Origin of the sequence: Caldanaerobius polysaccharolyticus DSM 13641, from assembly GCF_000427425.1 — a bacterium.
GTDB classification, from domain to species: domain Bacteria; phylum Bacillota; class Thermoanaerobacteria; order Thermoanaerobacterales; family Caldanaerobiaceae; genus Caldanaerobius; species Caldanaerobius polysaccharolyticus.
Map to the genome: position 1 here is coordinate 760,759 of NZ_KE386495.1, position 23,461 is coordinate 784,219.

Genomic DNA, 23,461 nt, shown 5'->3' on the forward strand with positions numbered 1-23,461 from the left:
TTCCCCGAGATGTTTCGGGGAATGTTAGAGTCCAGCATTATCTCTAGAGCGATAAATAATGGCATTGTCCAAGTAAATCTGGTTAATATACGGGATTTTTCGCTGGATAAACACAGAAAGGTGGACGATTATCCTTTTGGCGGTGGCACGGGCATGATCATGAGCTGCGAGCCTATATCCAGGGCTATTGCCAGCGTGCGCACGCAGTCTTCGAGGGTGGTGTATATGTCGCCTAAAGGTCGGGTTTACAACCAGCGCATTGCTGAAGAATACGCTGCTTTGAGTCACGTTATAATTCTCTGCGGTCATTACGAGGGAGTAGACCAAAGGGTTATAGACATGGAAGTGGATGACGAGATTTCACTGGGCGATTTTGTGCTTACAGGAGGCGAAATTGCAGCAATGGCCTTGGTGGATAGTGTAAGCAGGTTGATTCCTGGTGTTTTACCTGAAGGAGCCGTGAAGGAGGAATCTTTTAATGGCGGCTTGTTGGAGTATCCGCAGTACACCAGGCCCGCGGTCTATAAAGGAGTTGAGGTTCCACCCGTGCTTTTGTCCGGGAATCACGAAATGATAAGGCGATGGAGGAGAAAAAAGGCGTTTGAGATAACCATGCTTAGAAGGCCAGATTTGCTGGCAGATGCCAAACTATCGCAGGAAGACCTGCAGATAATATTTGAGCTTGAGTGTGAAAACATAAGGTACAGCAATCGAAAGGAGGGTAAATAAATGGACTACATCAAGTACGTTGAGGAGCAATATCGCAGAAGCGACATTCCTGATTTTAACGTAGGCGATACTGTAAGGGTAAATGTGAAAGTTATTGAAGGTAATAGGGAAAGGATCCAGGCCTATGAGGGCATTGTGATAAGCAAAAAAGGAGAAGGCCTAAGGGAGACATTTACTGTAAGGAGAGTATCCTACGGTGTAGGCGTAGAGAGGACATTTTTGCTTCACTCCCCGCGGATAAGCAGCATAGAGGTAGTAAAGCGGGGAAAAGTAAGGCGCGCCAAACTGTACTATTTGAGAGACAGGGTTGGCAAAGCAGCCAGGGTAAAAGAGCTGTGATATTTTGCAGAAGGGGACGAAAGTCCCTTTTATGCGTATTTTGATAAGGTGAAGATCATGATTCAATGGTATCCCGGTCATATGGCTAAGACAAAAAAGTTAATAATTGAAAACCTCAAGCTTGTAGATGTGGTATTGCACATAATTGATGCGAGGGTTCCTAGAAGCAGTTATAACCCCCTTATAGAGAAGTTGTCAGGGAACAAACCTCAGATTGTGGTGATGAATAAAGCCGATTTAGCCGATGACGCTGCCAGTGAGATATGGATTGAGTACTACAGAGGAAAAGGCATAAAAGCCGTTAAGACCAATGCGAGAAATCGCAAGGGCATTAAGGATGTCTTGAAAGCTGCTAAGGAATTAACGGAGAGCAAGAGAGAAAAGATGGCCAGGATGGGTTATGTCAACGTGCCGATAAAGTTCATGATCGTAGGCATACCCAACGTAGGAAAATCCGCTGTGATAAATGCCATGGCAGGATCCGCTAAGGCAAAAGTTGGAAATAAACCGGGTATAACCAGGGGAAAGCAGTGGATAAGGATTGGAGGGGAATTTGAGTACCTGGATACGCCAGGTATATTGTGGCCTAAATTTGAGGATGAGATGACGGGGTATATGCTGGCTTTTGTGGGCTCGATTAAGGACGAAGTGCTGGATTTTGAAGAGATTGCGTTGAAGTTAATAGGTATTTTAAGCCATCGTTACCCTCAAGCCCTTTTGGAGAGTTACCAGCTGAATTGCCTATCAGAAGACCCTTACGCAAACCTGCTGAGCATAGGTGAAAAGAGAGGGTGCCGCGTAAAGGGTGGAGAAATTGATGCGCTTAAAGCGGCTAGAATTGTAATCGACGACTTTAGGAATGGAAGACTGGGCAATATAACGTTAGAGTTACCAGAAGGTGTAAAGTATGAACAATAGAGAGATAGGCTGTTTAGGAGAAAGGATAGCTGAATCTTATCTTGTGCAGATGGGTTATACGATACTGGAGAGAAACTTCCGACAGCGCGGAGGCGAGATAGACATCGTTGCACAGGACGATGGCACTATCTGCTTTATAGAGGTTAAAACGCGCACAGGAGACGCTTTTGGGGCACCTTCTGAGGCTGTGGACATAAGGAAGAGGGCTAAGATCAGCCATATGGCGATGGCGTATTTATACAAAAACAAATTACATAATCGCCCGTGTAGATTTGATGTGGTAGAAATATGGTTATCCGGACAATCAGGAGAGGTGAAAAGGATAAACCTCATCAAAGATGCCTTTGATTTTGTGTGAATGTAGTATGGGGGAGTGGTCTGGGTGTGTTGACAAAGGTTTTAAGCGCCGCACTATACGGTATCGACGCGTATACGGTAGAAGTAGAGACGTACATATCCAATGGTTTGCCTTTGTTTGACATAGTAGGCCTACCTGATGCCTCTGTAAGGGAGTCCCGTGAAAGGGTTAAAGCCTCTATAAAAAACGCGGGGTTCGAATTCCCTGTGAAGAAAATAACTGTTAACTTGGCACCGGCAGATAGGAAAAAAGAGGGCCCTTCTTTTGACTTGCCTATTGCTGTAGGTATACTGTCTGCTTGCGGGTATGTGCCTAGCGATTTAAGCCGTTTTATGTTTTTAGGAGAGCTCTCTTTAAGCGGAGAAGTAAGACCTGTATCAGGTGTACTTTCTGTGGCTATGCTGGCGGCTAAATCGGGCATAGAGTATTTGATTGTGCCTTACGGCAATGTGAGAGAAGCTTCGATGGTTGAAGGCGTAAAGGTATACGGTGTAAAGGCTCTAAGTCAGCTCATAGGTTTTCTCAACGGAAATGCCATGTTACCGGAGATTAAAAGAGATAGCTATTATAAATTTCCGGAATACGCTATTGACTTTTCTGATGTAAAAGGCCAAGAAAATGCTAAAAGGGCCCTGGAAATAGCGGCAGCTGGAGGACACAATCTGTTGCTTATCGGGCCACCAGGGTCCGGGAAGACCATGCTGGCGAAAAGGCTTCCTACCATACTCCCTGATCTCACCTTTGAAGAGTCTTTGGAAATAACCAGAATATACAGTGTAGCAGGGCTTTTAAATGAAGAACCTATTGTGACGAAGAGGCCTTTTCGCTCGCCACACCATACCATTTCTACGGCGTCTTTGATAGGAGGCGGCAGTATTCCAAAGCCTGGAGAGATAAGTTTAGCTCATTATGGAGTCCTTTATCTCGATGAACTGCCTGAGTTCAGAAGGGATTGCCTGGAAGCCTTGCGGCAGCCCTTGGAAGACAAAAAAGTGGTGATATCCAGGTCTAATGGTAGGTATATTTTTCCAGCTGATGTTTCGCTGGTAGCTTCTATGAATCCATGTCCGTGCGGTTTTTATGGTGATGCCTATCATCAGTGTAAGTGCACCCCAATGCAGATAAAAAGATATTTAAACAGGATATCAGGACCGCTATTGGATAGGATAGATATGTTCGTGGAGGTTTCGCCGCTGGAATACGCCTCAATAACAAATCATAGGAAGGAAAAAACGTCGGCTGAGATCAGGGAGGGCGTTAATAGGGCGCGGCGGATACAACTGGAAAGGTATAAAGGCGCAAAAGTATTCAACAACGCACAATTGGACCAGCATCATGTGGCCAAGTACATACGGCTGGATAGAGGAGCCAATAAGCTGCTCAAAGATGCCTTTGACAAGATGAGATTAAGCGCGAGATCGTATTTCAGGGTGTTAAAGGTAGCGAGAACAATAGCTGATCTCGAGGGTTCGGATTTGGTACATTCTTATCATGTGGCGGAGGCATTGCAATATAAAGCCAATTTTCCTGTGTTTAACGGTTGAGTTAACTTAAAAGGTGGTGTTTTTGCAGTGAAGGCATTTGAAAAAAGGCCCCTGGGTAAAACAGGGGAAAAAGTTACTTTTTTAGGATTTGGGGCTTTGGAGATAGGTAGAGACTGGGGATTGGGTAACGCCGATCAAAAAAGGCGTCCTGACGAGCAGACTGCTTGTAAGGTATTAAACGGGGTACTGGATATGGGCATAAATATAATTGATACGGCCAGAGCGTATCATCGCAGTGAAGAGCGTATCGGCCTATGCATAGGCCACAGGAGAAAGGAGTATTTTCTTGCGTCAAAATGCGGTGAGCACAGCTGTGAACCAGATACGTACTATGACTTTAGCTATGATGCTGTGAAAAAATCTATTGATATGAGCCTAAAGCTGTTAAAGACCGATTGCATTGACCTGATGCAGATTCATTTTGGACCTGACCCCCATAAGGTTTTAGACGATGGTGAGACTTTAGCTGCCATGAAGGACGCTCAAAAAGAGGGCAAGATACGTTTTTTGGGCGCATCGTGTGATGGCGATGTAGCTAAGAGGTGCATACAGTCAGGGGAATTTGATGTTATACAGATGCACTACAATCTCCTGCACAGGGATAACAGCGAGAATATAGAGGAGTGCGGCAAAAAAGGTATTGGCGTCCTTATAAGAGGAGGTCTTGGAGCAGGATTGCTTACGCCTAGAGTTATACCTCACCTCAACGAGATACAGGAAAAAGAGAAAATTGCAGCCTTGCTTGATCTGGTTAAAGGCAATGGCGACATGTTGACTGCAATTGCCCTCAATTTCCTTTACAGGAATGATAATATCTCTTCAGTTCTCGTAGGGTCTAAAAATCCTGATCACGTTATGGACAATGTAAAGCTGCTTGAAGTGGAGATAAGTGAGGATGTGTACAATGAGGCGTTAAAAATCGCTGGAATAAATTGAGGTAGTAGCCTGTTATGTAGAGCTTTATTACGTTGTTGAAAAAGCCTTGATCACAATGTTATAATAGATTCCGAAGGCCTGTTTTTAGCTGTGCATGTCAATAACAGGGAGGTATGGGAAAGTGAAGGCGGCTGTGTTCAATGGCCCCGGGGATATAGTGGTATCGGACATCCCTGAGCCTGATATAGGAGATGGAGATGTTCTCATAAAGGTCAAAGCGTGCGGGGTATGCGGCACGGATCTGCACGTATACCATGGAGGTGAAGGGTCAGCTCCTGTAAACCCGCCTGTGGTCCTGGGACATGAGTTCTCAGGAGAGGTAGTTAAGGTGGGCCATGGAGTGAAAACTTTAAAACCAGGGGATAGGGTTGCTGTGGATCCCAACATCTATTGTGGCGAATGTGAGTACTGCCGCACTGGGAAAAAAGAGCTTTGTGAGCGTTTAAAAGCTATTGGAGTAAATTACAATGGCGGTTTTGAGGAATACTGTGCTGTGCCCGCAAAACAGGTTTACAGACTCCCTGACACGGTGGATTTTGTAAGCGGTGCCATGATGGAACCTCTTGCCTGTTGTATACATGGGATGGATTTAGCTGAAGTAAAAGCAGGGGATACGGTGCTTGTGCTGGGAGGCGGAGCTATTGGCCTGATAATGATGCAGTTAGCGCGCCTGTCGGGTGCTGCAAAGGTTGTAGTGAGCGAACCCGTGGAAATGAGGAGATCATTGGCGCTTAAGCTAGGAGCAGATGTGGTTGTCAACCCTATCGAAAACGATTTAAAAGCGGCTTTGAGTATAAGCGGGATCAGTGGAGCTGACGTAGTTATAGAATGCGTTGGTTCAAAAGTTACGGCGAGGCAGGCTTTTGATGTAGCAAAAAAAGGCGGGCGTATCGTGCTCTTTGGCGTTGCAGCGGTAAACGACGAAGTGGTTTTAAAGCCTTTTGACGTATACCAGAAGCAGCTTACAATAAAAGGGTCGTTTATCAACCCTGATACTAACTATAGAGCTGTGGAGCTTTTAGGGTCAGGCAGGATAAACGTAAAAGACCTTGTCACTCATAAGTTCCACATTGATGATATAAACGACGCTTTCAATGGAAAAAAAGATGAAAGAATAAAAACGATGATCGTATTTTAGTAGAGAGGGGATAAAACATGGAAAAGCGCATTTCTTTGAACGGCGTGTGGCAATTTAGAGAAGCTTCTGAGAGCTCGTGGAACGATGGGAAAGTCCCTGGATGTGTGCAATTAGATCTCATGGCGCTAAACAAGTTGAGCGATCCTTTTTACCGCATGAATGAGATAGAATGCCACAAATTAGAGGAAAAAGAATGGGTGTACAGAAAAGAATTCAATTTTGACTTATCCGAGGAATTTGACGAAATAAGGTTGGTGTTTGAAGGCATTGACACCTTTGCCGATGTGTACTTTAACGGTGAATTTATAGGTAGAACCGAAAACATGTTTATACCCCATGCCTTTGATATCACTGATATGATAAAAGACGGCAGCAATGTGGTGGAAGTTCATTTTGATTCACCTGTAAAAACCATGAGAGCTATAGAAAACAACAGCCCTGTAAAATTGGAGTCATCATGTGATACCGGTAGGCCGTACGTGAGAAAAGCTCAATACGCTTACGGTTGGGATTGGGGGCCGAGGATAGCCCAGGTTGGTTTATGGAGAGGTGTGTATATTTCTGTAATAAAAGACGCCAAGATAGAGAATCCTTTCTTTTATACCGAAAAGATACAGAAAGATTCGGCATATGTGAGAGTTAGCGCTGAAGTCCAATCTTATACCGATCTAGATTTTAACGCTGAGATCACTGTATCATTAAATGGCACGGTGTGCTCAAGAGAAGTGGTGCCGGTTGTTTATGGAGAGATAAAAGCCACATTAAAAATAGATAATCCCAAATTGTGGTATCCTAATGGCGTTGGCGAACAGCCCCTTTACGACATAAGCATAAAGCTGTTGGTAGATGAAGAGGTCATCGATGAGGTAAACTTTAAATCGGGAATAAGAATTGTCAAACTTATACGCGAAAAAGACAGCGAGGGTGAGAGCTTTATATTTGAAATCAACGGGGTAAAGGTGTTTGCCAAAGGCGCTGACTGGATTCCCGCGGATAACCTCCTGCCAAGGCTTACCCGAGAAGACTACTATGAGTACATAAAATTGGCCAAGGATGCCAATATGAATATGCTGAGGATTTGGGGCGGAGGCATATATGAGGACCCAGCTTTTTACGAAGCTTGTGACCAGATGGGCATAATGGTATGGCAGGATTTCATGTACGCTTGTGCTCAGTATCCCGATCAATTTGAATGGTTTCAGCAGTTGGCTGTAGAAGAGGCTGAGGCCGTTTTGCTAGAGCTTAGAAATCACCCGTCTATTGTCCTGTGGTGCGGCAATAATGAAAACAATGTGGGATTTTACTCCTGGTGGAAAAACGGTGATCCCAAGTATCTTGGAAACTATATTTACAAAGAGATATTGCCTCAGATTTGCGCTAAGTACGATCCCTCCAGGCCTTATTGGGTGTCCAGCCCTTATGGCGGAGAGGATCCTAATAGTGAATCAGAAGGCGACAGGCACCAGTGGAATGTGTGGAGCGGCTGGGCCGATTATGCCGCTTATGTGGCGGATAGAAGCAGGTTTGTAAGCGAGTTTGGTTTTCAGGCTATGCCTAACTGGAAGACGGTGTTGTCTTATACGGCGCCGGAGGACAGGTCTATTTTAAGCCCTGTGATGGTAGCTCACAACAAGATGGTAGAGGGTATGGAGCGCCTGATCAGGTTTATGGTAGGACATCTGGGTTTCCCAAAGGATTTGAGAAGCTTTGTATATTTGACTCAGTTTAACCAGGCAGAAGCCATAAAGACAGGAGTAGAGCACTGGAGATCCCGTAAGTTTATGACAGCTGGGACACTGTACTGGCAGTTTAACGACTGTTGGCCTGTAGCTAGCTGGTCCTGCCTTGACTATTACAAGAGGAAAAAGGCTCTTTACCATTATTCTACGAAGTTTTATGCCAATGTGCTTCCCTATCTGGTACAGGAAGGAGATGGGATAACCGTATACGGTATAAGCGATTTATTGGAGGACGCAGACGCTCATGTAAAGATCTTGTGTTACAGCCTTGATGGCAAAAAACTCGGAGAAAAAGAACTCGATGCGAGGCTGATTGCTAACGACGTGGTGAAGATAGCCCATTTCAGGGCTGAAGAGCTGGGTATAGGTTATTCGCCTAAAGAGATGCCTGTGGACGTACTCCATTGTACCCTTCCTGTGGAGAAAAACGGGGAGCTGTTAAACAGCGTGGTATACGTGAGAATGACGGTGGGAGATAATACCTATGACAATTATCTTGTCTTTGATAGGTTTAGAAACCTGCAACTCACACAGCCTTCTATAGATTACAGGGTAGAGGGCGATAAAGTGATTCTCTCATCAGATGTGCCAGCGTTTGGTGTCTTTATTGAGACGGAGAACGACGTAGACCTTTCGGATAACTGCCTTAATATGATACCTGGTGAGAATTACACCGTAAAATGTTCAGGTCAGCCTGGAAAGGTAGAGGTACTTGATCTGACGCGTCTGATCTCAAAGATATGAGAAGAGGCGGCCTTAGGGCCGCTTTATATTTTTGAAAGCAGATCGTAATGGGGGGAGAAAAATTGAGCAGGCGGGTCCTTTACGTAATAATTGCCTTATTGTCCTTTTCGCTTTTGGGAAGTTTGATGCTAAACTATAACCTCCATAAGCAGGTAGATCAGATTATCATAACGGCGGACAGTGTGCCTAGTTCTGTATCTGAGAGCAAAGGCGAAAACGCTGTTTCTCGTAAGGACAACGCGATACCTAAGGAGATATACGTGGATGTAAGCGGTGCTGTAAAAAACCCGGGGGTTTACAAGTTTAAACAGGGCGATAGGATTATAGATGCTGTAAACAGAGCAGGGGGTTTGATGGCTGATGCGGACACCTCTCAGGTGAACTTGGCCAAAAAGCTGGCGGATGAAGAAAAGGTTTATATCCCTAAAAAAGGAGAAAAACTACCACAGCCAGCAGCAAATGTTTCAACAGTGGGAGGTGAAACTCCTGCTGAGGGCAAAATAAATATAAATACGGCATCGCTTCAAGAACTGGATACATTGCCAGGCATCGGACCTGTAATAGCTCAGCGGATAATCGATTATAGAAATCAAAATGGTCCATTTAAATCCATTGAAGAGATAAAAAATGTGAGCCGCATAGGCGATAAGCTGTATGAGCAGATTAAAGATAAAATAACGGCACAATAAAAATTATTGACATATTTAAATATTTACTGTATTATAATAATTACAAAAGTTGATAAAGAAAATCGATGAAGGGGAAGAGTAGATGACATGATTGGATTAAAGAGAGCCGGGGACGGTGGAATCCTGGTATCCTGAGTGTCATTGAATGGGCCCTGGAGATGTGGCGTGAAGCCAAAAGGTGTGTAGCGTCAATCGGTGGTCTACCGTTAAAAAGACAGGGTATCGAAGTTAATTACTTCTGTACCTGAATGAGATGGCTATACATAGGTGGCTAGCGGATGCGAAAGCATTTCGCCCTAATGGGTGAAATGCTTTTTTAGTTACCTTGGTAGCCGAATTTGGGTGGCACCGCGAGGTACCTCGTCCCATACAGGATGAGGTACCTTTTTTTATTGGCGCTTTTATTATCGAAGAGAAAGGAGTGGTACTTTTGATATCACCGTCTAAATCGGAATACGAGGTATTGAGAAAAAGAAAAGCCATTATACCTGTCGTCATGACGGTAAACGCCGATGAGTTTACACCTATAAGCCTTTTTTACAGTTTGGAAGGAAATCACAAATTTCTGCTGGAGAGCGCGGAAAGCGGTAAAAAATGGGGAAGGTACTCTTTTCTTGGCGTCAGCCCTTACATGGTGATAAGCAGTTATGGCAATGAAGTTCGCGTGCAAAAAGGCGATAAAGTGGAAGTCATTAAAGGCAAGGTCTTAGACGAAGTGAAAAAGCGCATGGGCGGCTACGCTGTTTTAAAGGGGAAGGATTTACCGCCCTTTGTAGGAGGTGCGGTGGGCTATATAGGGTATGATGTTATCAGGCAATATGAGAGGTTGCCTGATAAAAATCCTGATGTTATCGGAGTTCCAGAGGCTTGTCTGATGTTTTACAGAGACATTGTGGCGTATGATCACTTTTATCACAGGGTATCTGTCATTCACAACGCTATGCCCTATGAAGATGAAAATTATGAGCAGGTAGTAGAAAGGTTAAACGAGATAAAACGGTTGATCATGAAGGGAAGCGATATACACCCTATAGAATCAAAAGGCCCTCTGAAGGAGATTAAGGTCAATTACGACAAAAACGGCTATTGTGACATGGTAAAAAAGGCTAAAGAGTACATCAGGCAAGGGGATATATTTCAGGTGGTTTTATCCCAGAGGGTGACGGTAGACACAGATATCCATCCTTTTGATGCGTACAGGAAGCTCCGTTCGTTGAATCCCTCTCCGTATTTATTTTACATTGACTTTGGGGAGTTTCAGATAGTGGGTTCGTCGCCAGAAAGCCTTGTAAGCGTCAAAGGCCGCACGGTAATGACAAATCCCATTGCAGGCACCAGACCTAGGGGGGCGTCAGAAGAAGAGGACCAGAAATTGAAAGAGCAGTTATTAAAAGATGAGAAAGAGCGGGCTGAACACGTGATGCTGGTAGATCTGGGCAGAAATGATATAGGAAAGGTCAGCGAGTTTGGCAGCGTGAAAGTAGAGCGATTCATGGAAGTGGATATGTATTCCCACGTAATGCATATCGTGTCCACGGTATCTGGTGAACTCAAGGAGGGTAGAACGTGCTATGATTCCCTTATAGCGTGTCTGCCTGCGGGTACAGTATCTGGGGCGCCTAAGGTTAGGGCCATGGAGATCATTGACGAGCTGGAAAACGCAAGAAGGGGTATATACGCTGGCGCAGTAGGGTATTTCGCCTATACAGGTGATATGGATATGTGCATCGCCATACGCACCATAGTTTTTAAAGGGGGAAAAGCGTATATACAGTCTGGCGCAGGTATTGTGTACGATTCCATACCTGAAGTGGAGTACCAGGAGGTTTTAAATAAGGCCATGGCTTTAAAGGAGGTTTTGTGAGATGGTCCTTTTAATCGATAATTACGATTCTTTTACTTACAATTTGTATCAATACATCGGAGAGCTCTACCCACGGGTCGAAGTGGTGCGCAATGATGAGATAACAGCAGAGGAAGCAATGAATTCAGGAGCTGTGAGAATTATCCTTTCACCAGGTCCGGGTAGGCCTGAAAACGCCGGTATATGCGTAGAACTTATTAGAAAATTGAAAGGCAAAATTCCACTGCTGGGCATATGCCTGGGGCATCAGGCTATTGGCTATGCCTATGGTGGAAAAATCGTAGAGGCCGACAAAATCCTTCACGGCAAGACATCTATGGTAATACACACAGGACGGGGTGTATTTTATGGTTTGAAAAACCCTATATGCGCTACCAGATATCATTCTCTGGTAATTGATAAGGAAAGCCTGCCACAAGAGCTGGAGGTTACAGCTTATACCTCCGATGGCACTATAATGGGTATAAGGCATAAGAGCCTTCCTGTTTACGGACTTCAATTTCATCCTGAATCCATTCTCACAGAAGGAGGCAGGCGCATTTTAAAGAATTTTTTGGGAGGGATTATAAATGTTACATGAAGCTATAGAGAAGGTCATAAAGAAAGAGGACCTCACTCAGCAGGAAGCGTACATGGCTATGGATGCCATAATGAGTGGAGAGGCTACTCCGGCTCAGATAGGAGGCTTTTTGGTAGCTCTAAGGATGAAAGGGGAGACGATACCAGAGATAACCGGTTGTGCTATGTCCATGAGGTCAAAGGCTAAGAGGGTTGAAATAAAGGATTATGCCATAGACACGTGTGGTACGGGGGGAGATGGAGGAAAGACCTTTAACATATCCACCGCCGTAGCTATAATCGCTGCTGCCGCTGGGGTTAAGGTGGCAAAGCACGGCAACAAAGCGGTATCCAGCAAGAGCGGAAGTGCCGATGTGCTGGAAGCCCTGGGCGTAGAGATAAATATGTCGCCGGAACAAGCTCAAAAGTGCATAAATGAGGTGGGAATTGGGTTTTTGTTTGCGCCTCATTATCACCTTTCTATGAAAAACGTAGCGGGACCTAGAAGGGAATTAGGCACCAGGACTATTTTTAATATATTGGGTCCACTTACAAATCCGGCGCACGTGAAGGGCCAGGTGGTGGGGGTTTATGATGGCGGCTTGACCCGCACCGTGGCAGAAGTGCTGAAAAACATGGGGACTGAAAGAGCTATGGTCGTCCACGGCATGGACGGGCTGGATGAAATAACCATAACTTCCAGTACGCTGGTGAGCGAGATAAGAGATGGGCAGATAATCGACTACCAGATAGATCCCCGGGAATATGGGATTCCCTATGGCAGATTAGAGGACATATCCGGTTCTGATGCTTCTTATAACGCCAAGCTTATAATCCGCATTTTCCAGGGCGAAAGAGGGCCTGCCAGGGATATCGTGTTGTTGAATGCCGCCGCGGCTCTTTACGTGGGGAATGCTGCAGAAGATATGAAGGAAGGCATTAAAAAGGCTGCTGACGTCATTGACTCAGGAGCGGCCTACGATAAGCTCAACGAGTTTATAAAAATCAGCAGGGAGATTGTAGTATGATACTGGATGAAATAGTAGCGTATAAAAGGCTAGAAATAGAGGAAGAAAAGAAGCGATTCCCCTTTGAAAAATTGATAAAAGCCGCAACCCCATCTCCCTCGTGTAACGCGAGGAATTTTAAAAGAGCTCTGAAGCCAAGATACGGTGACGCTGAAGGTACGAGCATAAGCATAATTGCGGAGATTAAAAAGGCATCACCATCTAAAGGCGTCATAAGACAAGATGTGGACCCTGTTACGCTGGCGCGCCTGTATCAAGCTGGGGGCGCAGATGCTGTTTCCGTGCTCACTGAAAGGAAGTTTTTTTTAGGGGAGGATAAGTTTGTAACAGAAGTAAAAAATGCCATTTCTCTTCCTGTTTTAAGAAAGGATTTTATAGTCGACAAGTACCAGCTGTATCAATCCAAGGTTATAGGTGCTGACGCCGTTCTGCTTATTGTAGCTGTTCTAGGCCGGGATGTTAGAGAGTATTATGAGTTGGCGAGATCACTGGGCTTAGATTGCCTCGTAGAGGTTCACGACGAACAAGAAGTAGATATTGCAGTAGAATCCGGTGCCGATATTATAGGGATAAATAACAGAGACCTTAGGGACTTCACTGTAAACTTAAAAAACACCGAAAAGCTCATAAAAAAAATACCTGATGATGTGGTAAAGGTTTCTGAAAGCGGAATTAAGACTTCTGATGATATAAGATACCTCAGATCTATGGGGGTAGATGGTGTGTTAATAGGTGAGACATTTATGAGGTCTGCTGATGTAATAAGTGCTATAAAAGAGCTGAAGATGGTCAGGTAGAGCAGGTGATACTGTGGTTAAAGTGAAGATCTGTGGATTGAGGCGGTTGGAAGATATCGAATACGTCAATGCCCTTATGGTAGATTACGCAGGTTTTGTATTTGCAGAAAGCAAAAGAAAGGTAAATCTGAATCAGGCTAAAAGGCTGGCAGAGAGGTTGGACAGGAGGATAAAGAAAGTCGGCGTTTTTGTCAATGAGGGCAGGGACTTTATAGAAAAGGTTAAAAGCCATCTGGGGCTTGATGTCATACAGTTCCATGGTGATGAGAAGCCGGAAGACGTGGCAGGTTATGACGTGGAGGTATGGAAAGCCATAAGGGTTAGTGATGTGAAAAGCCTTAAAGAGGCAGAAAAATATCCCGTTCAAAAGATACTTCTCGACTCACCGGGTAGGACAAATAAAGATGTAGCGTACGGAGGCACTGGTGTCCCCTTCGACTGGTCTATTTTGGATGATCTTAAGGTGAGATTTCCTGTGGTGTTGGCAGGCGGGTTGAATCCTGACAATGTCGTTGACGCCATAATGAAAGTAAAGCCTTATGCGGTGGACGTAAGCAGTGGTGTTGAGACCAATGGCTTTAAGGATTTTGATAAGATGAAAAAATTTGTGGAGAGGGTGAGAGTTTTATGAGCAGTGTACCGGGGAAGTTTGGCATATACGGCGGCCAGTACGTTCCTGAGACGGTCATGAACGCTTTGATAGAGCTTGAGAAGGAATTTAACGCGGCTATAAGAGACGAGAAGTTTATGGAAGAGTACAGGTATTATCTTAGGGAATACGCGGGGAGGCCCACACCACTTTATTACGCTGAAAACCTGACGAAAAAACTGGGAGGAGCCAAGGTATATCTTAAAAGAGAGGACCTTAACCATACGGGTGCTCATAAGATAAACAATGTACTGGGTCAGATACTGCTGGCAAAGCGCATGGGCAAAAAGAAGGTTATAGCGGAGACCGGTGCCGGACAACACGGGGTGGCTACAGCTACCGGCGCTGCCATGTTTGGCATGGAATGCGAGATCTTCATGGGAGAAGAGGATATAAGGAGGCAGGCCCTCAACGTGTTCAGGATGAAACTCCTGGGTGCCAAAGTCACCAGCGTGCACTCTGGGACTGGGACGCTGAAGGACGCTGTAAATGAAGCGATAAGGAATTGGGTTACCCACGTAGAGGATACTTTTTACGTGATGGGATCTGTAGTGGGGCCTCATCCCTATCCTACTATAGTGAGGGATTTTCAAAGGGTCATAGGCGATGAAGCCAAGGCTCAGATACTGGAAAAAGAGGGCAGGTTACCTGATTATGTGATAGCGTGCGTAGGTGGAGGGAGCAACGCTATGGGCATATTTCATCCATTTTTTGAGGATAAAGAAGTAAAGTTGATAGGGGTAGAAGCGGCAGGACAGGGATTGGACACGGGCAAACACGCTGCTACCATGGCTAAGGGCAGTGTGGGCGTTATACACGGCATGAAAACCATGTTATTACAGGACAAAGAGGGCCAGATAATGCCGGTGTATTCTATATCCGCAGGTCTTGATTACCCCGGGGTAGGCCCTGAGCACGCCTATTACAAGGAGATACGACGTGCCGAGTACGTTTCAGCTACGGATAAGGAGGCTGTGGACGCTTTTGTAAAGCTGTCCAGGGTAGAGGGGATAATACCGGCGCTGGAAAGCTCCCACGCGGTAGCATATGCATTAAAGCTGGCCCCCAAGCTTTCTAAGGACAATATCATCATCGTCAACCTGTCAGGTAGGGGAGATAAGGACGTGGAGACGGTAGCAAAAGTACTGGGGGTGGAGATATGAACAGGATAGATGAAAGGTTTAGCCGCCTCATAGCCAGAGGTCAAAAAGCCCTTATCACTTATATCACCGCAGGAGACCCGCATATAGAGTTGACGTATCAGCTGGTCCTGGAGATGGAAAAGGCCGGTGCTGATATGATAGAGCTGGGCATACCATACTCGGATCCTCTTGCCGATGGCCCTGTCATACAGAGGGCCTCAGCGAGGGCTCTTGCCAACGGCGTCAGGATACCGGATATCATGAAGGTGGTAAGGTCTATAAGACAGGTCAGCGATATACCGCTTATATACTTGGTGTATTACAATTCTGTATTTAAATACGGTTTGGAAAGGTTTATAGGGGAAGCAGCAGAGGTGGGTATAGATGGGCTCATAATCCCGGACCTTCCATTAGAAGAAAGAGGAGAGATATACGATATGGTGAGGAAATACGGCGTACACCTTATACCGCTGGTGGCGCCTACTTCCCATCAGAGGATAAAGAAGATAACGGAAAAGGCCGGAGGATTTGTATACTGTGTATCTACTACCGGTGTTACAGGGCAGAGAGAAAAAATGGATACAGATATAAAGAGGTATATGGAGGAAGTGGCATCTTATACAGATCTGCCCAGGGCCATCGGTTTTGGCATATCGGGTCCTGATATGGCAAATTCGCTTAAAGGTTATTGTGAGGGGATAATAGTTGGGAGTGCTGTGGTCAGCGAAATAGAAAAAGGAGGAGACAGCAACGAGCAGATCGTAGAGAACGTCAGGGCGTTGGTTAAGGATTTAAAAGGCGCCTTATAGATATAACTCGGCCCTTTGTTTACCGCTGTGTATCCAGCTGGTAAACATGGGCCAGCCTTCCCGTAATACTTAACGATAGGTAATCGCGACGGATTTGGCTTTGTGAAAAAGAAAAAAAGAGCAAGAGTAAGTTATGGTGAAATAGAAAAAGGAAGAGAGCAAATATTGGCCGAATTTCGCTTAATTTAAGCAAATTTAGGCTTTGAAAATATTTACGCAGTGAGGTAGGATAATATCAGCAACTTAATAAAGTTTTTTTAAAAAGCTTTTATAATGTATAAAAAGGAGAATTTTTGTATGCTGAAGTTAAGCAGAGATGGCATAAAGGTTGCTGATAATTGGAGGCAGATGGGAATAGAGCTCCCGCAATTTGACCGCCAGCACATGATAGCCTTAACATTAGAAAGACCTAGGTGGGTACATTTTGGTGCGGGGAATATTTTCAGGGCATTTATAGCTATGTTACAGCAAGAGCTTTTAAATTCAGGTGAAGTGGATACAGGAGTTATCGCTGTAGAGGGTTTTGATTATGAGATCATTGATAAGATTTACGCACCGCATGACAACTTGAGTTTACTGGTAATAACCAATTCTGACGGCAATTTTGAAAAAAAGGTTATAGGGAGCGTAAGTGAAAGCCTGATAGGAGATCCATCTAAAAAAGGAGACTGGGAGAGGTTAAACGCCATATTTTCAAACCCGTCGCTGCAGATGGTAAGTTTCACCATTACCGAAAAGGGTTATAACCTTAAAAGTAATTCAGGAAAGTATTTGCCCGATGTAGAAAAAGATATATTAGAAGGGCCAAAACACCCCAGAAATATCATAGCGAAAGTTGCGTCCCTGGCTTATACCAGGTACAAAAACGGTAAGTTGCCTGTCGCTTTTGTGAGCATGGACAATTGTTCTGGTAATGGGAAAAGGCTTCACGATGCTGTGGAGGCGATTGCCAGGGAATGGGTAGAAAGAGAGCTTGTCGAAAAGGGGTTTCTCGAGTACATAAATAACCCAGAAAAAGTCACTTTTCCGTGGAGTATGATAGATAAAATAGTGCCAAGGCCCTCTGAAGAGGTAAAAAAGGCGCTAAACCAGATAGGTTTTATGGATACTCAGATTGTGTGCACCGATAAGAATACGTTTATTGCTCCTTTTGTCAATGCAGAGAAACCTCAGTACCTGGTGGTAGAGGATAATTTCCCTAACGGTCGGCCGCCATTGGAAAAAGCGGGGGTTCTTTTCGCTGACAGATCGACGGTAGAAAAAGCTGAAAAAATGAAGGTGTGCACGTGCTTAAATCCCTTGCACACATCTCTGGCGGTTTTTGGATGTTTATTAGGGTATAACCTGATTTCAGAGGAGATGAGAGATCCTCATTTAAAAAGGCTGGTAGAAAAGGTGGGTTATGAAGAGGGAAGGCCTGTGGTGGCTGACCCGGGGATATTGGATCCTGAGAAATTTATAAAAGAAGTTATCGAAGAAAGACTACCTAATCCCTATATACCTGATACCCCTCAGAGGATCGCGACGGATACATCCCAAAAGATAGGCATAAGGTTTGGTGAGACGATCAAAGCTTATTGCGAGAGGCCAGACTTGGATGTAAGAAAACTTAAATACATTCCACTGGTTATAGCCGGTTGGTGTAGGTATTTGATGGGAATTGACGATAGAGGAAACGAAATGGCTTTAAGCCCGGATCCGTTATTGGATACGCTGAGGGCTTGTGTTGCCAATATAAGGCTGGGAAGTAATATCTCACCATGTGACAGTCTGAAGCCGATACTTTCTAATGAGGGTATTTTTGGATTGGACCTTTACAGCGTAGGTCTTGGGGAAAAAATCGAGGGCTACTTTAACGATATGATTTCCGGTGTAGGTGCGGTGAGACGCGCATTGCAAAAACATCTAGGCGTTGACGTAAACCAATAAGTAAAAGAGGAGATGAATAGCTATGAAAATGACGTTTAGGTGGTTTGGCGAAAAGGACGATAGCGTTACTCTGCAGCAGATACGCCAGATACCAGGCGTAAGTGGAGTTGTAGGTGCTTTATTTGACATACCGGTAGGTGAAGTCTGGCCCCTGGACAGAATACTGGAGTTAAAAAAGAAAGTGGAAGCCTATGGGCTAAAACTAGAGGTCATAGAGAGCGTCAATGTCCATGAGGATATAAAGCTAGGTCTTCCCTCCAGGGAAGTTTATATAGAAAATTACATAGAGACCATAAAAAACCTAGGGATCGCAGGCATTAAGGTGGTATGCTATAATTTCATGCCCGTTTTTGACTGGTTAAGATCGGATTTGGCTAGAAAGCTCCCCGATGGTTCGGAGGTCCTCTATTATGATGACAGCGTTATAAAAAATGTGGACCCGGTTAAATTGGTAGAAGATACGGAAAGTGGATCTCGGGGCTTTTCGCTGCCAGGCTGGGAGCCCTATAGGCTAAAGGAATTGAAGAGACTATTTGAGCTGTATGAAGATGTAGACGAAGAAAGGTTGTTTGACAACTTAAAGTATTTCCTGGAGCGGATTATTCCTGTGTGCGAAAAGTACGATGTAAAGATGGCTATACACCCAGACGATCCACCATGGTCTGTATTTGGCTTGCCGAGAATTGTAACTGGCAAAGAAAACCTTGAGAGAATAATAAAACTGGTAGATAGCCCATACAATGGATTAACACTTTGCAGCGGTTCCTTAGGAGCTAATCCTGAAAATAATATACCTGAGCTTGTCAGGTATTTTGGGAAAATAGGGAGGATACATTTTGCCCACGTGAGGAACATAAAGATTTTGTCAGACAAAGTTTTTCATGAGACATCCCATCTTTCGTCGGATGGTTCCTTTGATATGTTTGAGATCATGAAAGCTTATTACGATATAGGGTTTGATGGTTACATGCGCCCCGATCATGGCAGGATGATATGGGGTGAGAAAGCCAGGCCAGGATATGGATTGTACGATAGGGCGCTGGGAGTGGCTTATTTAAACGGGTTGTGGGAAGCTATTTGTAAAATGAATAAATGACTTTAAAAGATTTAAAAGGGGTATGAGGCTTTTAAGCTTCAATACCCCTTTTGTGTTGTTTTCTCTTTTTTCCGTAAGCGTCTGCTGCCTTTAACGCCGACAATACAACCTCAGGAGATATAGGTATGGGTTCATTGTAAATTGTCTCGCCTTCGGCACAAGCGCTCTCCGCTACCTTCATGAGTTCCTCGTCCGAGGCTTTTCCCAGTCCTATGTCTGAAAGGGTTGTTGGAAGTCCCACCGACTCGCAAAAAGAATAAACTTCGTCAATGACGTCAGCGCTTTTGTCAGTCAGAAACAGCGATGCAAGGGTACCGTAGGCCACTTTTTCACCGTGATAATATTTGTGGGTTTGTTCCAGGACAGTTAGCCCGTCGTGTATAGCGTGAGCAGCCGCCAAGCCTCCGCTTTCAAAGCCTATTCCGCTCAACAGGGTATTGGCTTCCACAACCCTTTCTAATGCCGGCGTCACGGTTTTTGCTTCACACGATATCTTTGCCATTGCCCCGTAGTTTATCAGGGTCTCATAGCAAAGCCCAGCCAACGCATATGCCGTCATGGATCCGACTTTGCCTGTCATGTTTGCAGCGTATTTTAGCCTGCAAGATTCTGCTTCAAAATATGTAGACAAGGCATCGCCCATTCCGGATACCAGAAACCTTACCGGGGCATTTGCTATTATGCCCGTATCAACCAGGACTACGTCGGGATTTCGGCGAAGGACGAGATATCTTTTGAATTGACCTTCTTTGGTGTAAATAACTGATAGGGCGCTGCAGGGAGCATCAGTTGAAGCAATGGTAGGTGCGATTATTACGGGGAGGTTGAGGTTGTGTGCAATAGCTTTTGCCGTGTCAAAAGTCTTACCTCCACCTATTCCTATGATTACATTGCATTGGTTAGCGCGGCATATATCTGATAGCCTATCTATTTCCTCGTCCGAGCACTCCCCTCCAAATCGCTCTACGTGTATGTTTATTGATTGCTCTATGAACTGTTTTACATTTACCAGTATATTGTTTAGCACAAACTCATCGCCGATGATTAAAGCTTTATCTCCTAAACGAGCGGCTTCTTCGCCTAATTGAGCGATAACACCCTTCCCCTGAACGTACCTGCCTGGGAAAATAGTAGTAGAAATCGACATTTTAGTTACCTCTTTCTTTTTTCAATATCATTAAAATGTTTTAGCGAGTTCCTGAGCTCGCTTAATCGCGTCTGATACTATTTTTTCCACATCTTCTCCTATTATATCCAACTTTTCTGCTGCGATGGTTTGTACTTCAATGCCCATAAACCCAAATATTGTCTTTATGTATCTGTTTGCCATTTCAAATTCTGCAGAGGGTCCCTGAGTGTATTCACCGCCAGTAGCCATGATGTGAACGGCTTTTTTGCCTTTCATCAACCCTATAGGCCCTTGGTCTGTATACTTGAACGTTATACCTGATACTGTAATGTAGTCGATGTAGGCTTTTAAAATGGAGGGAATGCCCAAGTTCCACATAGGAGCAGCTATAACGTACTTGTCGGCTTCTGCAAACTGATATGTGTATTTTAATATCGGATGGTCTTTAGAGCTGTCAGTTTTGGGCCCAAATATACTATTGATGTCCTCCAGCGTCAAAAACCGCATTTTTTCTTTGTACAGATCTAAAGTAATTATCTCATCTTGAGGGTTATATTCCCTATAGGTTTCTATAAATTTCTCAGATATCCTGAATGTCCTTGATACATCGTCACTTTTGGGGTTTGCTTTGATGTACAATAATTTGCTCATATTTGATCTCCTTTCGCATGAAAAATTTCTGGTTTAAAAATTGACTTTTTCAAGTACTTTACCAGTTATGTCGAATAAAAATCCTTCGCCGTGCTCTATGTAAAACACCTCAAAGGATGGGTTGTCCGCTGATTTATAAATAGCTTTTATGCTTGGGTTTTTATCTAGGACTGCCTGCTTTAAATTTAAGTCATCAGTAAACACCACTTTGCCTGATAACCTGACGCTGATCATATCACTGGATGTGCTTGTAAATTCGGCATACGGGTTTTTTTGCAACTCTTTATATACATTTTTAGTATTAGATGTGCAAAAATAAAATTTACCACCTTGTTCAAACTGAAACTGCCATGGCCTTACCCGGGGCTTTCCATCGTCTACAGTAGCAAAAGCGCCATTGGGGTTTTGAGTCAAGAACTTAACTATTTCTTCCATCTTTTGTACCTCCACCCATTGATATTCTTTTGATTTTCTAATAAAATGATATCGAATAATATTATTTTTTACAAGTACAACAATTTTTTATTCGTAGTATAAAAAAACGTACTATAAAGAGGTGTAAAAATGGAATTAAGAAAAGAATTGTTAAATGCAAAATGCCCTATAGCTGTAACTCAATGCGTAGTTGCTGGCAAATGGAAGCTGGTCATAATATGGCAGCTTAGAGAAGGGCCTAAGCGATTTAATGAGTTAAAAAGGCTTTTGCCAGATATAAGGCAAGGGTACTTGACGCAGCAGTTAAGGGAATTGGAGAGGGATGGCCTTATACACAGGGAAGTGTATAACGTGGTGCCGCCCAAAGTGGAATACTCGTTGACTGAAATAGGCATTAAATTTCTGAAGATCATGGATAAAATGTATGAATGGGGCAGCGAATACATTAAATTTTTAGAAAAAGAAATCAACCTTAACAATAAACCAGTTTAACTTGTTTTTTTCTCAGGAATTCTTCCCAATCGTTTGACAGCTTTCTGTCTGTAAAAACATAGTGCACTTTGTCGAAGTCCAGCATTTTAACAAAAGAGGACTTGTCAAATTTAGTATGATCCACCAGCATAAAGACCTCTTCGGCAGATTGGACCATGGCTTTTTTTACTTCTGCTTCTCGTTCGTTGGATTCAGTGATTCCCTTTTCCATGTCAAATCCCTTACAGGATATTATGGCTTTGTTAACGTAGTAGTTTTTTAAAGCTTTTTCAGCCAGATGGCCCACTAAAGAGAGGGAATTAACTTTGAGCTCACCGCCTGTGGATATGACTTTACAGTCTTTAGCATTGGCCAGCTCCAAGATTATCTTCTCGGAGTTGGTGATAACCGTCATTTTTTTCTTGAATTTTATCTGCTTTGCCACCTGTAGCACTGTAGAACTGGAGTCAAGCATTAATGTCTCGCCGTCCTCTATAAACTGCGCTACTTTTAACCCTATTGCCTGTTTTCCCTCTATATTTGTTATCTCTCTTATGATAAGAGGTAGATCCACATTGGTGTTATCGTTTATTACAGCTCCACTATAAGTTCGCTTTAATATCCCCTCTTTTTCTAATTTTTCTAAATCGCGCCTTATGGTTTCTTCGGTCACGTTGAACAGCTTGCTTAATTCAGGTACTACCACGCTCTGTTTTTCCTGAAGCAAATCCACGATTTTTTTTCTGCGCTCTATAGGAAGCATCCTCTATTCCTCCACCATGGCAATATTTAAAATTGTTTCGTGTATTTATTCTAATTTAAATATGACAGAGTGTCAATACATGTTTAATGCTAAAGCCTTGACATCAAAAATATTTGCTGATATAATAAAGAAAAACAAAGAAAAATAAATATAAACAAATATAATCAAAAATATATCAATATAATTCAACAATCAAAAGGGGGCTTATAGGTGCTTTCAGAATACGAGGTTAAAAAACAGATATGCGACATAGGTAAACGCATATACGCCAATGGCTTTGTTGCAGCAAATGACGGCAATATATCTGTTAGGATAAGTGAAGACGAGGTAATAACCACGCCCACAGGGGTTAGCAAGGGATTTATGACCCCTGACATGCTCGTCAAGATAAACACGAAAGGCGAGGTCTTATCTGCATCAGGAGGTTATAAACCGTCTTCGGAGATAAAAATGCACTTGAGGGTTTATAAAGAGAGGCCTGATGTAAAAGCTGTTGTCCATGCTCATCCGCCCTTTGCCACAGGTTATGCTATTGTAGGCATACCCCTGACCAAGCCTATAATGCCAGAGGCTGTTATCTCCTTAGGGTGTGTGCCGATAGCAGATTATGGAACCCCTTCTACCGAGGAGATTCCTGACGCCATATCCAAGTATCTCCAAAATTTCGATGCGCTTTTACTGGAAAATCATGGGGCTTTGACCTATGGCCCTGATCTTATCACAGCTTATTATAAAATGGAATCTTTGGAGTTTTATGCTAAACTCACATTTATAACCACACTTCTGGGGGGACCCAAGGAATTATCTGACAATCAGGTATCCAAGCTTTACGAGATAAGGAATAAGCTTGGGGTGCCAGGCAGGCATCCTGGAGAGTTGTGCAATTCCCTTGAATGTAAATTTCGCTCTGATTCCAGGAATAGCGATCAGGATGACCTGTCCCAGTTGGTAGATATTATCACCAAAAAAGTATTGGAAGAGCTGAAGAAGAGTTGAAAAGTAAAAG

General features: G+C 43.9%; 24 protein-coding genes and 1 other annotated feature. Of the genes, 20 read left to right on the plus strand and 4 right to left on the minus strand.

All coding sequences use genetic code 11. From position 1 onward, the window contains the following. Positions 1-9: 9 nt before the first annotated feature. The 18 genes from trmD to uxuA all read left to right on the plus strand — a co-directional run bounded on the left by trmD (position 10) and on the right by uxuA (position 19,006). Positions 10-729, plus strand: a complete 720-nt coding sequence (gene trmD, locus CALPO_RS0110260) for a tRNA (guanosine(37)-N1)-methyltransferase TrmD (protein ID WP_456059080.1) — start codon at positions 10-12, stop codon at positions 727-729. Continuing rightward, entirely contained in the window at positions 730-1,068 is a 339-nt protein-coding gene (gene rplS, locus CALPO_RS0110265) for a 50S ribosomal protein L19 (protein WP_026487240.1), read from the plus strand. Positions 1,069-1,125: 57 nt separating this feature from the next. Further along, a complete protein-coding gene (gene ylqF / locus CALPO_RS0110270) occupies positions 1,126-1,986 on the plus strand; it encodes a ribosome biogenesis GTPase YlqF (RefSeq protein WP_035172559.1) in 861 nt (286 codons plus the stop codon). After that, complete coding sequence (locus CALPO_RS0110275) at positions 1,976-2,344, plus strand: YraN family protein (RefSeq protein ID WP_026487242.1); 369 nt, start codon at positions 1,976-1,978, stop codon at positions 2,342-2,344. The genes ylqF and CALPO_RS0110275 overlap by 11 nt, the downstream gene beginning before the upstream one ends. A gap of 26 nt (positions 2,345-2,370) precedes the next feature. Next, positions 2,371-3,888, plus strand: coding sequence for a YifB family Mg chelatase-like AAA ATPase (locus tag CALPO_RS0110280; RefSeq protein WP_026487243.1), 1,518 nt, complete (start codon positions 2,371-2,373; stop codon positions 3,886-3,888). 27 nt (positions 3,889-3,915) lie between these two features. Next, positions 3,916-4,824 carry an aldo/keto reductase gene (locus CALPO_RS0110285; RefSeq protein WP_026487244.1) on the plus strand — a complete coding sequence of 303 codons (909 nt, stop codon included), beginning with the start codon at positions 3,916-3,918 and terminating at the stop codon, positions 4,822-4,824. Between the two features lie 121 nt (positions 4,825-4,945). Beyond that, positions 4,946-5,962, plus strand: coding sequence for a zinc-dependent alcohol dehydrogenase family protein (locus CALPO_RS0110290; protein WP_026487245.1), 1,017 nt, complete (start codon positions 4,946-4,948; stop codon positions 5,960-5,962). A 17-nt stretch (positions 5,963-5,979) separates the two neighbouring features. Continuing rightward, positions 5,980-8,445: a beta-mannosidase gene (locus CALPO_RS0110295; protein ID WP_026487246.1), complete on the plus strand. Its 2,466-nt coding sequence runs from the start codon at positions 5,980-5,982 to the stop codon at positions 8,443-8,445. Positions 8,446-8,507: 62 nt separating this feature from the next. After that, on the plus strand, positions 8,508-9,134 hold the full coding sequence (locus tag CALPO_RS0110300) for a helix-hairpin-helix domain-containing protein (protein WP_322786105.1): 627 nt from the start codon (positions 8,508-8,510) through the stop codon (positions 9,132-9,134). Between the two features lie 56 nt (positions 9,135-9,190). After that, positions 9,191-9,505: a binding site (T-box leader), on the plus strand. A gap of 59 nt (positions 9,506-9,564) precedes the next feature. After that, entirely contained in the window at positions 9,565-10,998 is a 1,434-nt protein-coding gene (gene trpE / locus CALPO_RS0110305; RefSeq protein WP_026487248.1) for an anthranilate synthase component I, read from the plus strand. Between the two features lies 1 nt (position 10,999). Continuing rightward, positions 11,000-11,578: an anthranilate synthase component II gene (locus CALPO_RS0110310; RefSeq protein ID WP_026487249.1), complete on the plus strand. Its 579-nt coding sequence runs from the start codon at positions 11,000-11,002 to the stop codon at positions 11,576-11,578. Continuing rightward, positions 11,568-12,584, plus strand: coding sequence for an anthranilate phosphoribosyltransferase (gene trpD, locus CALPO_RS0110315; RefSeq protein WP_026487250.1), 1,017 nt, complete (start codon positions 11,568-11,570; stop codon positions 12,582-12,584). Before CALPO_RS0110310 ends, trpD begins: the two co-directional genes overlap by 11 nt. Beyond that, a complete protein-coding gene (trpC, locus tag CALPO_RS0110320) occupies positions 12,581-13,381 on the plus strand; it encodes an indole-3-glycerol phosphate synthase TrpC (protein WP_026487251.1) in 801 nt (266 codons plus the stop codon). Before trpD ends, trpC begins: the two co-directional genes overlap by 4 nt. 13 nt (positions 13,382-13,394) lie before the next feature. Further along, complete coding sequence (locus CALPO_RS0110325; RefSeq protein ID WP_026487252.1) at positions 13,395-14,012, plus strand: phosphoribosylanthranilate isomerase; 618 nt, start codon at positions 13,395-13,397, stop codon at positions 14,010-14,012. Next, positions 14,009-15,193: a tryptophan synthase subunit beta gene (gene trpB / locus CALPO_RS0110330; protein ID WP_035172564.1), complete on the plus strand. Its 1,185-nt coding sequence runs from the start codon at positions 14,009-14,011 to the stop codon at positions 15,191-15,193. Before CALPO_RS0110325 ends, trpB begins: the two co-directional genes overlap by 4 nt. Then, entirely contained in the window at positions 15,190-15,981 is a 792-nt protein-coding gene (gene trpA, locus CALPO_RS0110335; RefSeq protein WP_026487254.1) for a tryptophan synthase subunit alpha, read from the plus strand. The genes trpB and trpA overlap by 4 nt, the downstream gene beginning before the upstream one ends. Positions 15,982-16,281: 300 nt before the next feature. Further along, positions 16,282-17,910, plus strand: coding sequence for a mannitol dehydrogenase family protein (locus CALPO_RS0110340; RefSeq protein ID WP_174391336.1), 1,629 nt, complete (start codon positions 16,282-16,284; stop codon positions 17,908-17,910). 22 nt (positions 17,911-17,932) lie between these two features. Next, positions 17,933-19,006 (plus strand): mannonate dehydratase, encoded by a 1,074-nt coding sequence (gene uxuA, locus CALPO_RS0110345; protein ID WP_026487256.1) that lies wholly within the window; start codon positions 17,933-17,935, stop codon positions 19,004-19,006. A gap of 31 nt (positions 19,007-19,037) precedes the next feature. Here uxuA and CALPO_RS0110350 read toward each other — a convergent pair whose 3' ends face one another. Genes CALPO_RS0110350 through CALPO_RS0110360 form a run of 3 tightly spaced genes read right to left on the minus strand, consistent with a single transcriptional unit; the run spans position 19,038 to position 21,221 of the window. Then, entirely contained in the window at positions 19,038-20,153 is a 1,116-nt protein-coding gene (locus CALPO_RS0110350; protein WP_026487257.1) for a glycerol dehydrogenase, read from the minus strand. 30 nt (positions 20,154-20,183) lie between these two features. Continuing rightward, positions 20,184-20,786, minus strand: coding sequence for an FMN-dependent NADH-azoreductase (locus CALPO_RS0110355; protein WP_026487258.1), 603 nt, complete (start codon positions 20,784-20,786; stop codon positions 20,184-20,186). A gap of 33 nt (positions 20,787-20,819) precedes the next feature. Next, positions 20,820-21,221 (minus strand): pyridoxamine 5'-phosphate oxidase family protein, encoded by a 402-nt coding sequence (locus CALPO_RS0110360; RefSeq protein WP_026487259.1) that lies wholly within the window; start codon positions 21,219-21,221, stop codon positions 20,820-20,822. A gap of 129 nt (positions 21,222-21,350) precedes the next feature. Here CALPO_RS0110360 and CALPO_RS0110365 point away from each other — a divergent pair, with 129 nt between their 5' ends. Beyond that, entirely contained in the window at positions 21,351-21,713 is a 363-nt protein-coding gene (locus CALPO_RS0110365; RefSeq protein WP_026487260.1) for a winged helix-turn-helix transcriptional regulator, read from the plus strand. On the opposite strand, the gene CALPO_RS0110370 is transcribed toward CALPO_RS0110365, so the two are convergent. Further along, positions 21,694-22,455 carry a DeoR/GlpR family DNA-binding transcription regulator gene (locus CALPO_RS0110370; protein WP_026487261.1) on the minus strand — a complete coding sequence of 254 codons (762 nt, stop codon included), beginning with the start codon at positions 22,453-22,455 and terminating at the stop codon, positions 21,694-21,696. The genes CALPO_RS0110365 and CALPO_RS0110370 overlap by 20 nt on opposite strands. Positions 22,456-22,665: 210 nt before the next feature. Here CALPO_RS0110370 and CALPO_RS0110380 point away from each other — a divergent pair, with 210 nt between their 5' ends. After that, positions 22,666-23,451 carry a class II aldolase/adducin family protein gene (locus CALPO_RS0110380; protein WP_026487262.1) on the plus strand — a complete coding sequence of 262 codons (786 nt, stop codon included), beginning with the start codon at positions 22,666-22,668 and terminating at the stop codon, positions 23,449-23,451. Positions 23,452-23,461: the final 10 nt, after the last annotated feature.

Bases quoted from the DNA above. Each gene is read 5' to 3' on its own strand.
- CALPO_RS0110295 (WP_026487246.1), top strand. From the start codon at position 5,980: ATGGAAAAGCGCATTTCTTTGAACGGCGTGTGGCAATTTAGAGAAGCT.
- CALPO_RS0110370 (WP_026487261.1), bottom strand. From the start codon at position 22,455: ATGCTTCCTATAGAGCGCAGAAAAAAAATCGTGGATTTGCTTCAGGAA.
- trpD (WP_026487250.1), top strand. From the start codon at position 11,568: ATGTTACATGAAGCTATAGAGAAGGTCATAAAGAAAGAGGACCTCACT.
- CALPO_RS0110365 (WP_026487260.1), top strand. From the start codon at position 21,351: ATGGAATTAAGAAAAGAATTGTTAAATGCAAAATGCCCTATAGCTGTA.
- ylqF (WP_035172559.1), top strand. From the start codon at position 1,126: ATGATTCAATGGTATCCCGGTCATATGGCTAAGACAAAAAAGTTAATA.
- CALPO_RS0110350 (WP_026487257.1), bottom strand. From the start codon at position 20,153: ATGTCGATTTCTACTACTATTTTCCCAGGCAGGTACGTTCAGGGGAAG.
- trpA (WP_026487254.1), top strand. From the start codon at position 15,190: ATGAACAGGATAGATGAAAGGTTTAGCCGCCTCATAGCCAGAGGTCAA.
- trpC (WP_026487251.1), top strand. From the start codon at position 12,581: ATGATACTGGATGAAATAGTAGCGTATAAAAGGCTAGAAATAGAGGAA.
- CALPO_RS0110310 (WP_026487249.1), top strand. From the start codon at position 11,000: ATGGTCCTTTTAATCGATAATTACGATTCTTTTACTTACAATTTGTAT.
- uxuA (WP_026487256.1), top strand. From the start codon at position 17,933: ATGAAAATGACGTTTAGGTGGTTTGGCGAAAAGGACGATAGCGTTACT.
- trmD (WP_456059080.1), top strand. From the start codon at position 10: ATGTTTCGGGGAATGTTAGAGTCCAGCATTATCTCTAGAGCGATAAAT.
- rplS (WP_026487240.1), top strand. From the start codon at position 730: ATGGACTACATCAAGTACGTTGAGGAGCAATATCGCAGAAGCGACATT.
- trpB (WP_035172564.1), top strand. From the start codon at position 14,009: ATGAGCAGTGTACCGGGGAAGTTTGGCATATACGGCGGCCAGTACGTT.
- CALPO_RS0110275 (WP_026487242.1), top strand. From the start codon at position 1,976: ATGAACAATAGAGAGATAGGCTGTTTAGGAGAAAGGATAGCTGAATCT.
- CALPO_RS0110360 (WP_026487259.1), bottom strand. From the start codon at position 21,221: ATGGAAGAAATAGTTAAGTTCTTGACTCAAAACCCCAATGGCGCTTTT.
- CALPO_RS0110355 (WP_026487258.1), bottom strand. From the start codon at position 20,786: ATGAGCAAATTATTGTACATCAAAGCAAACCCCAAAAGTGACGATGTA.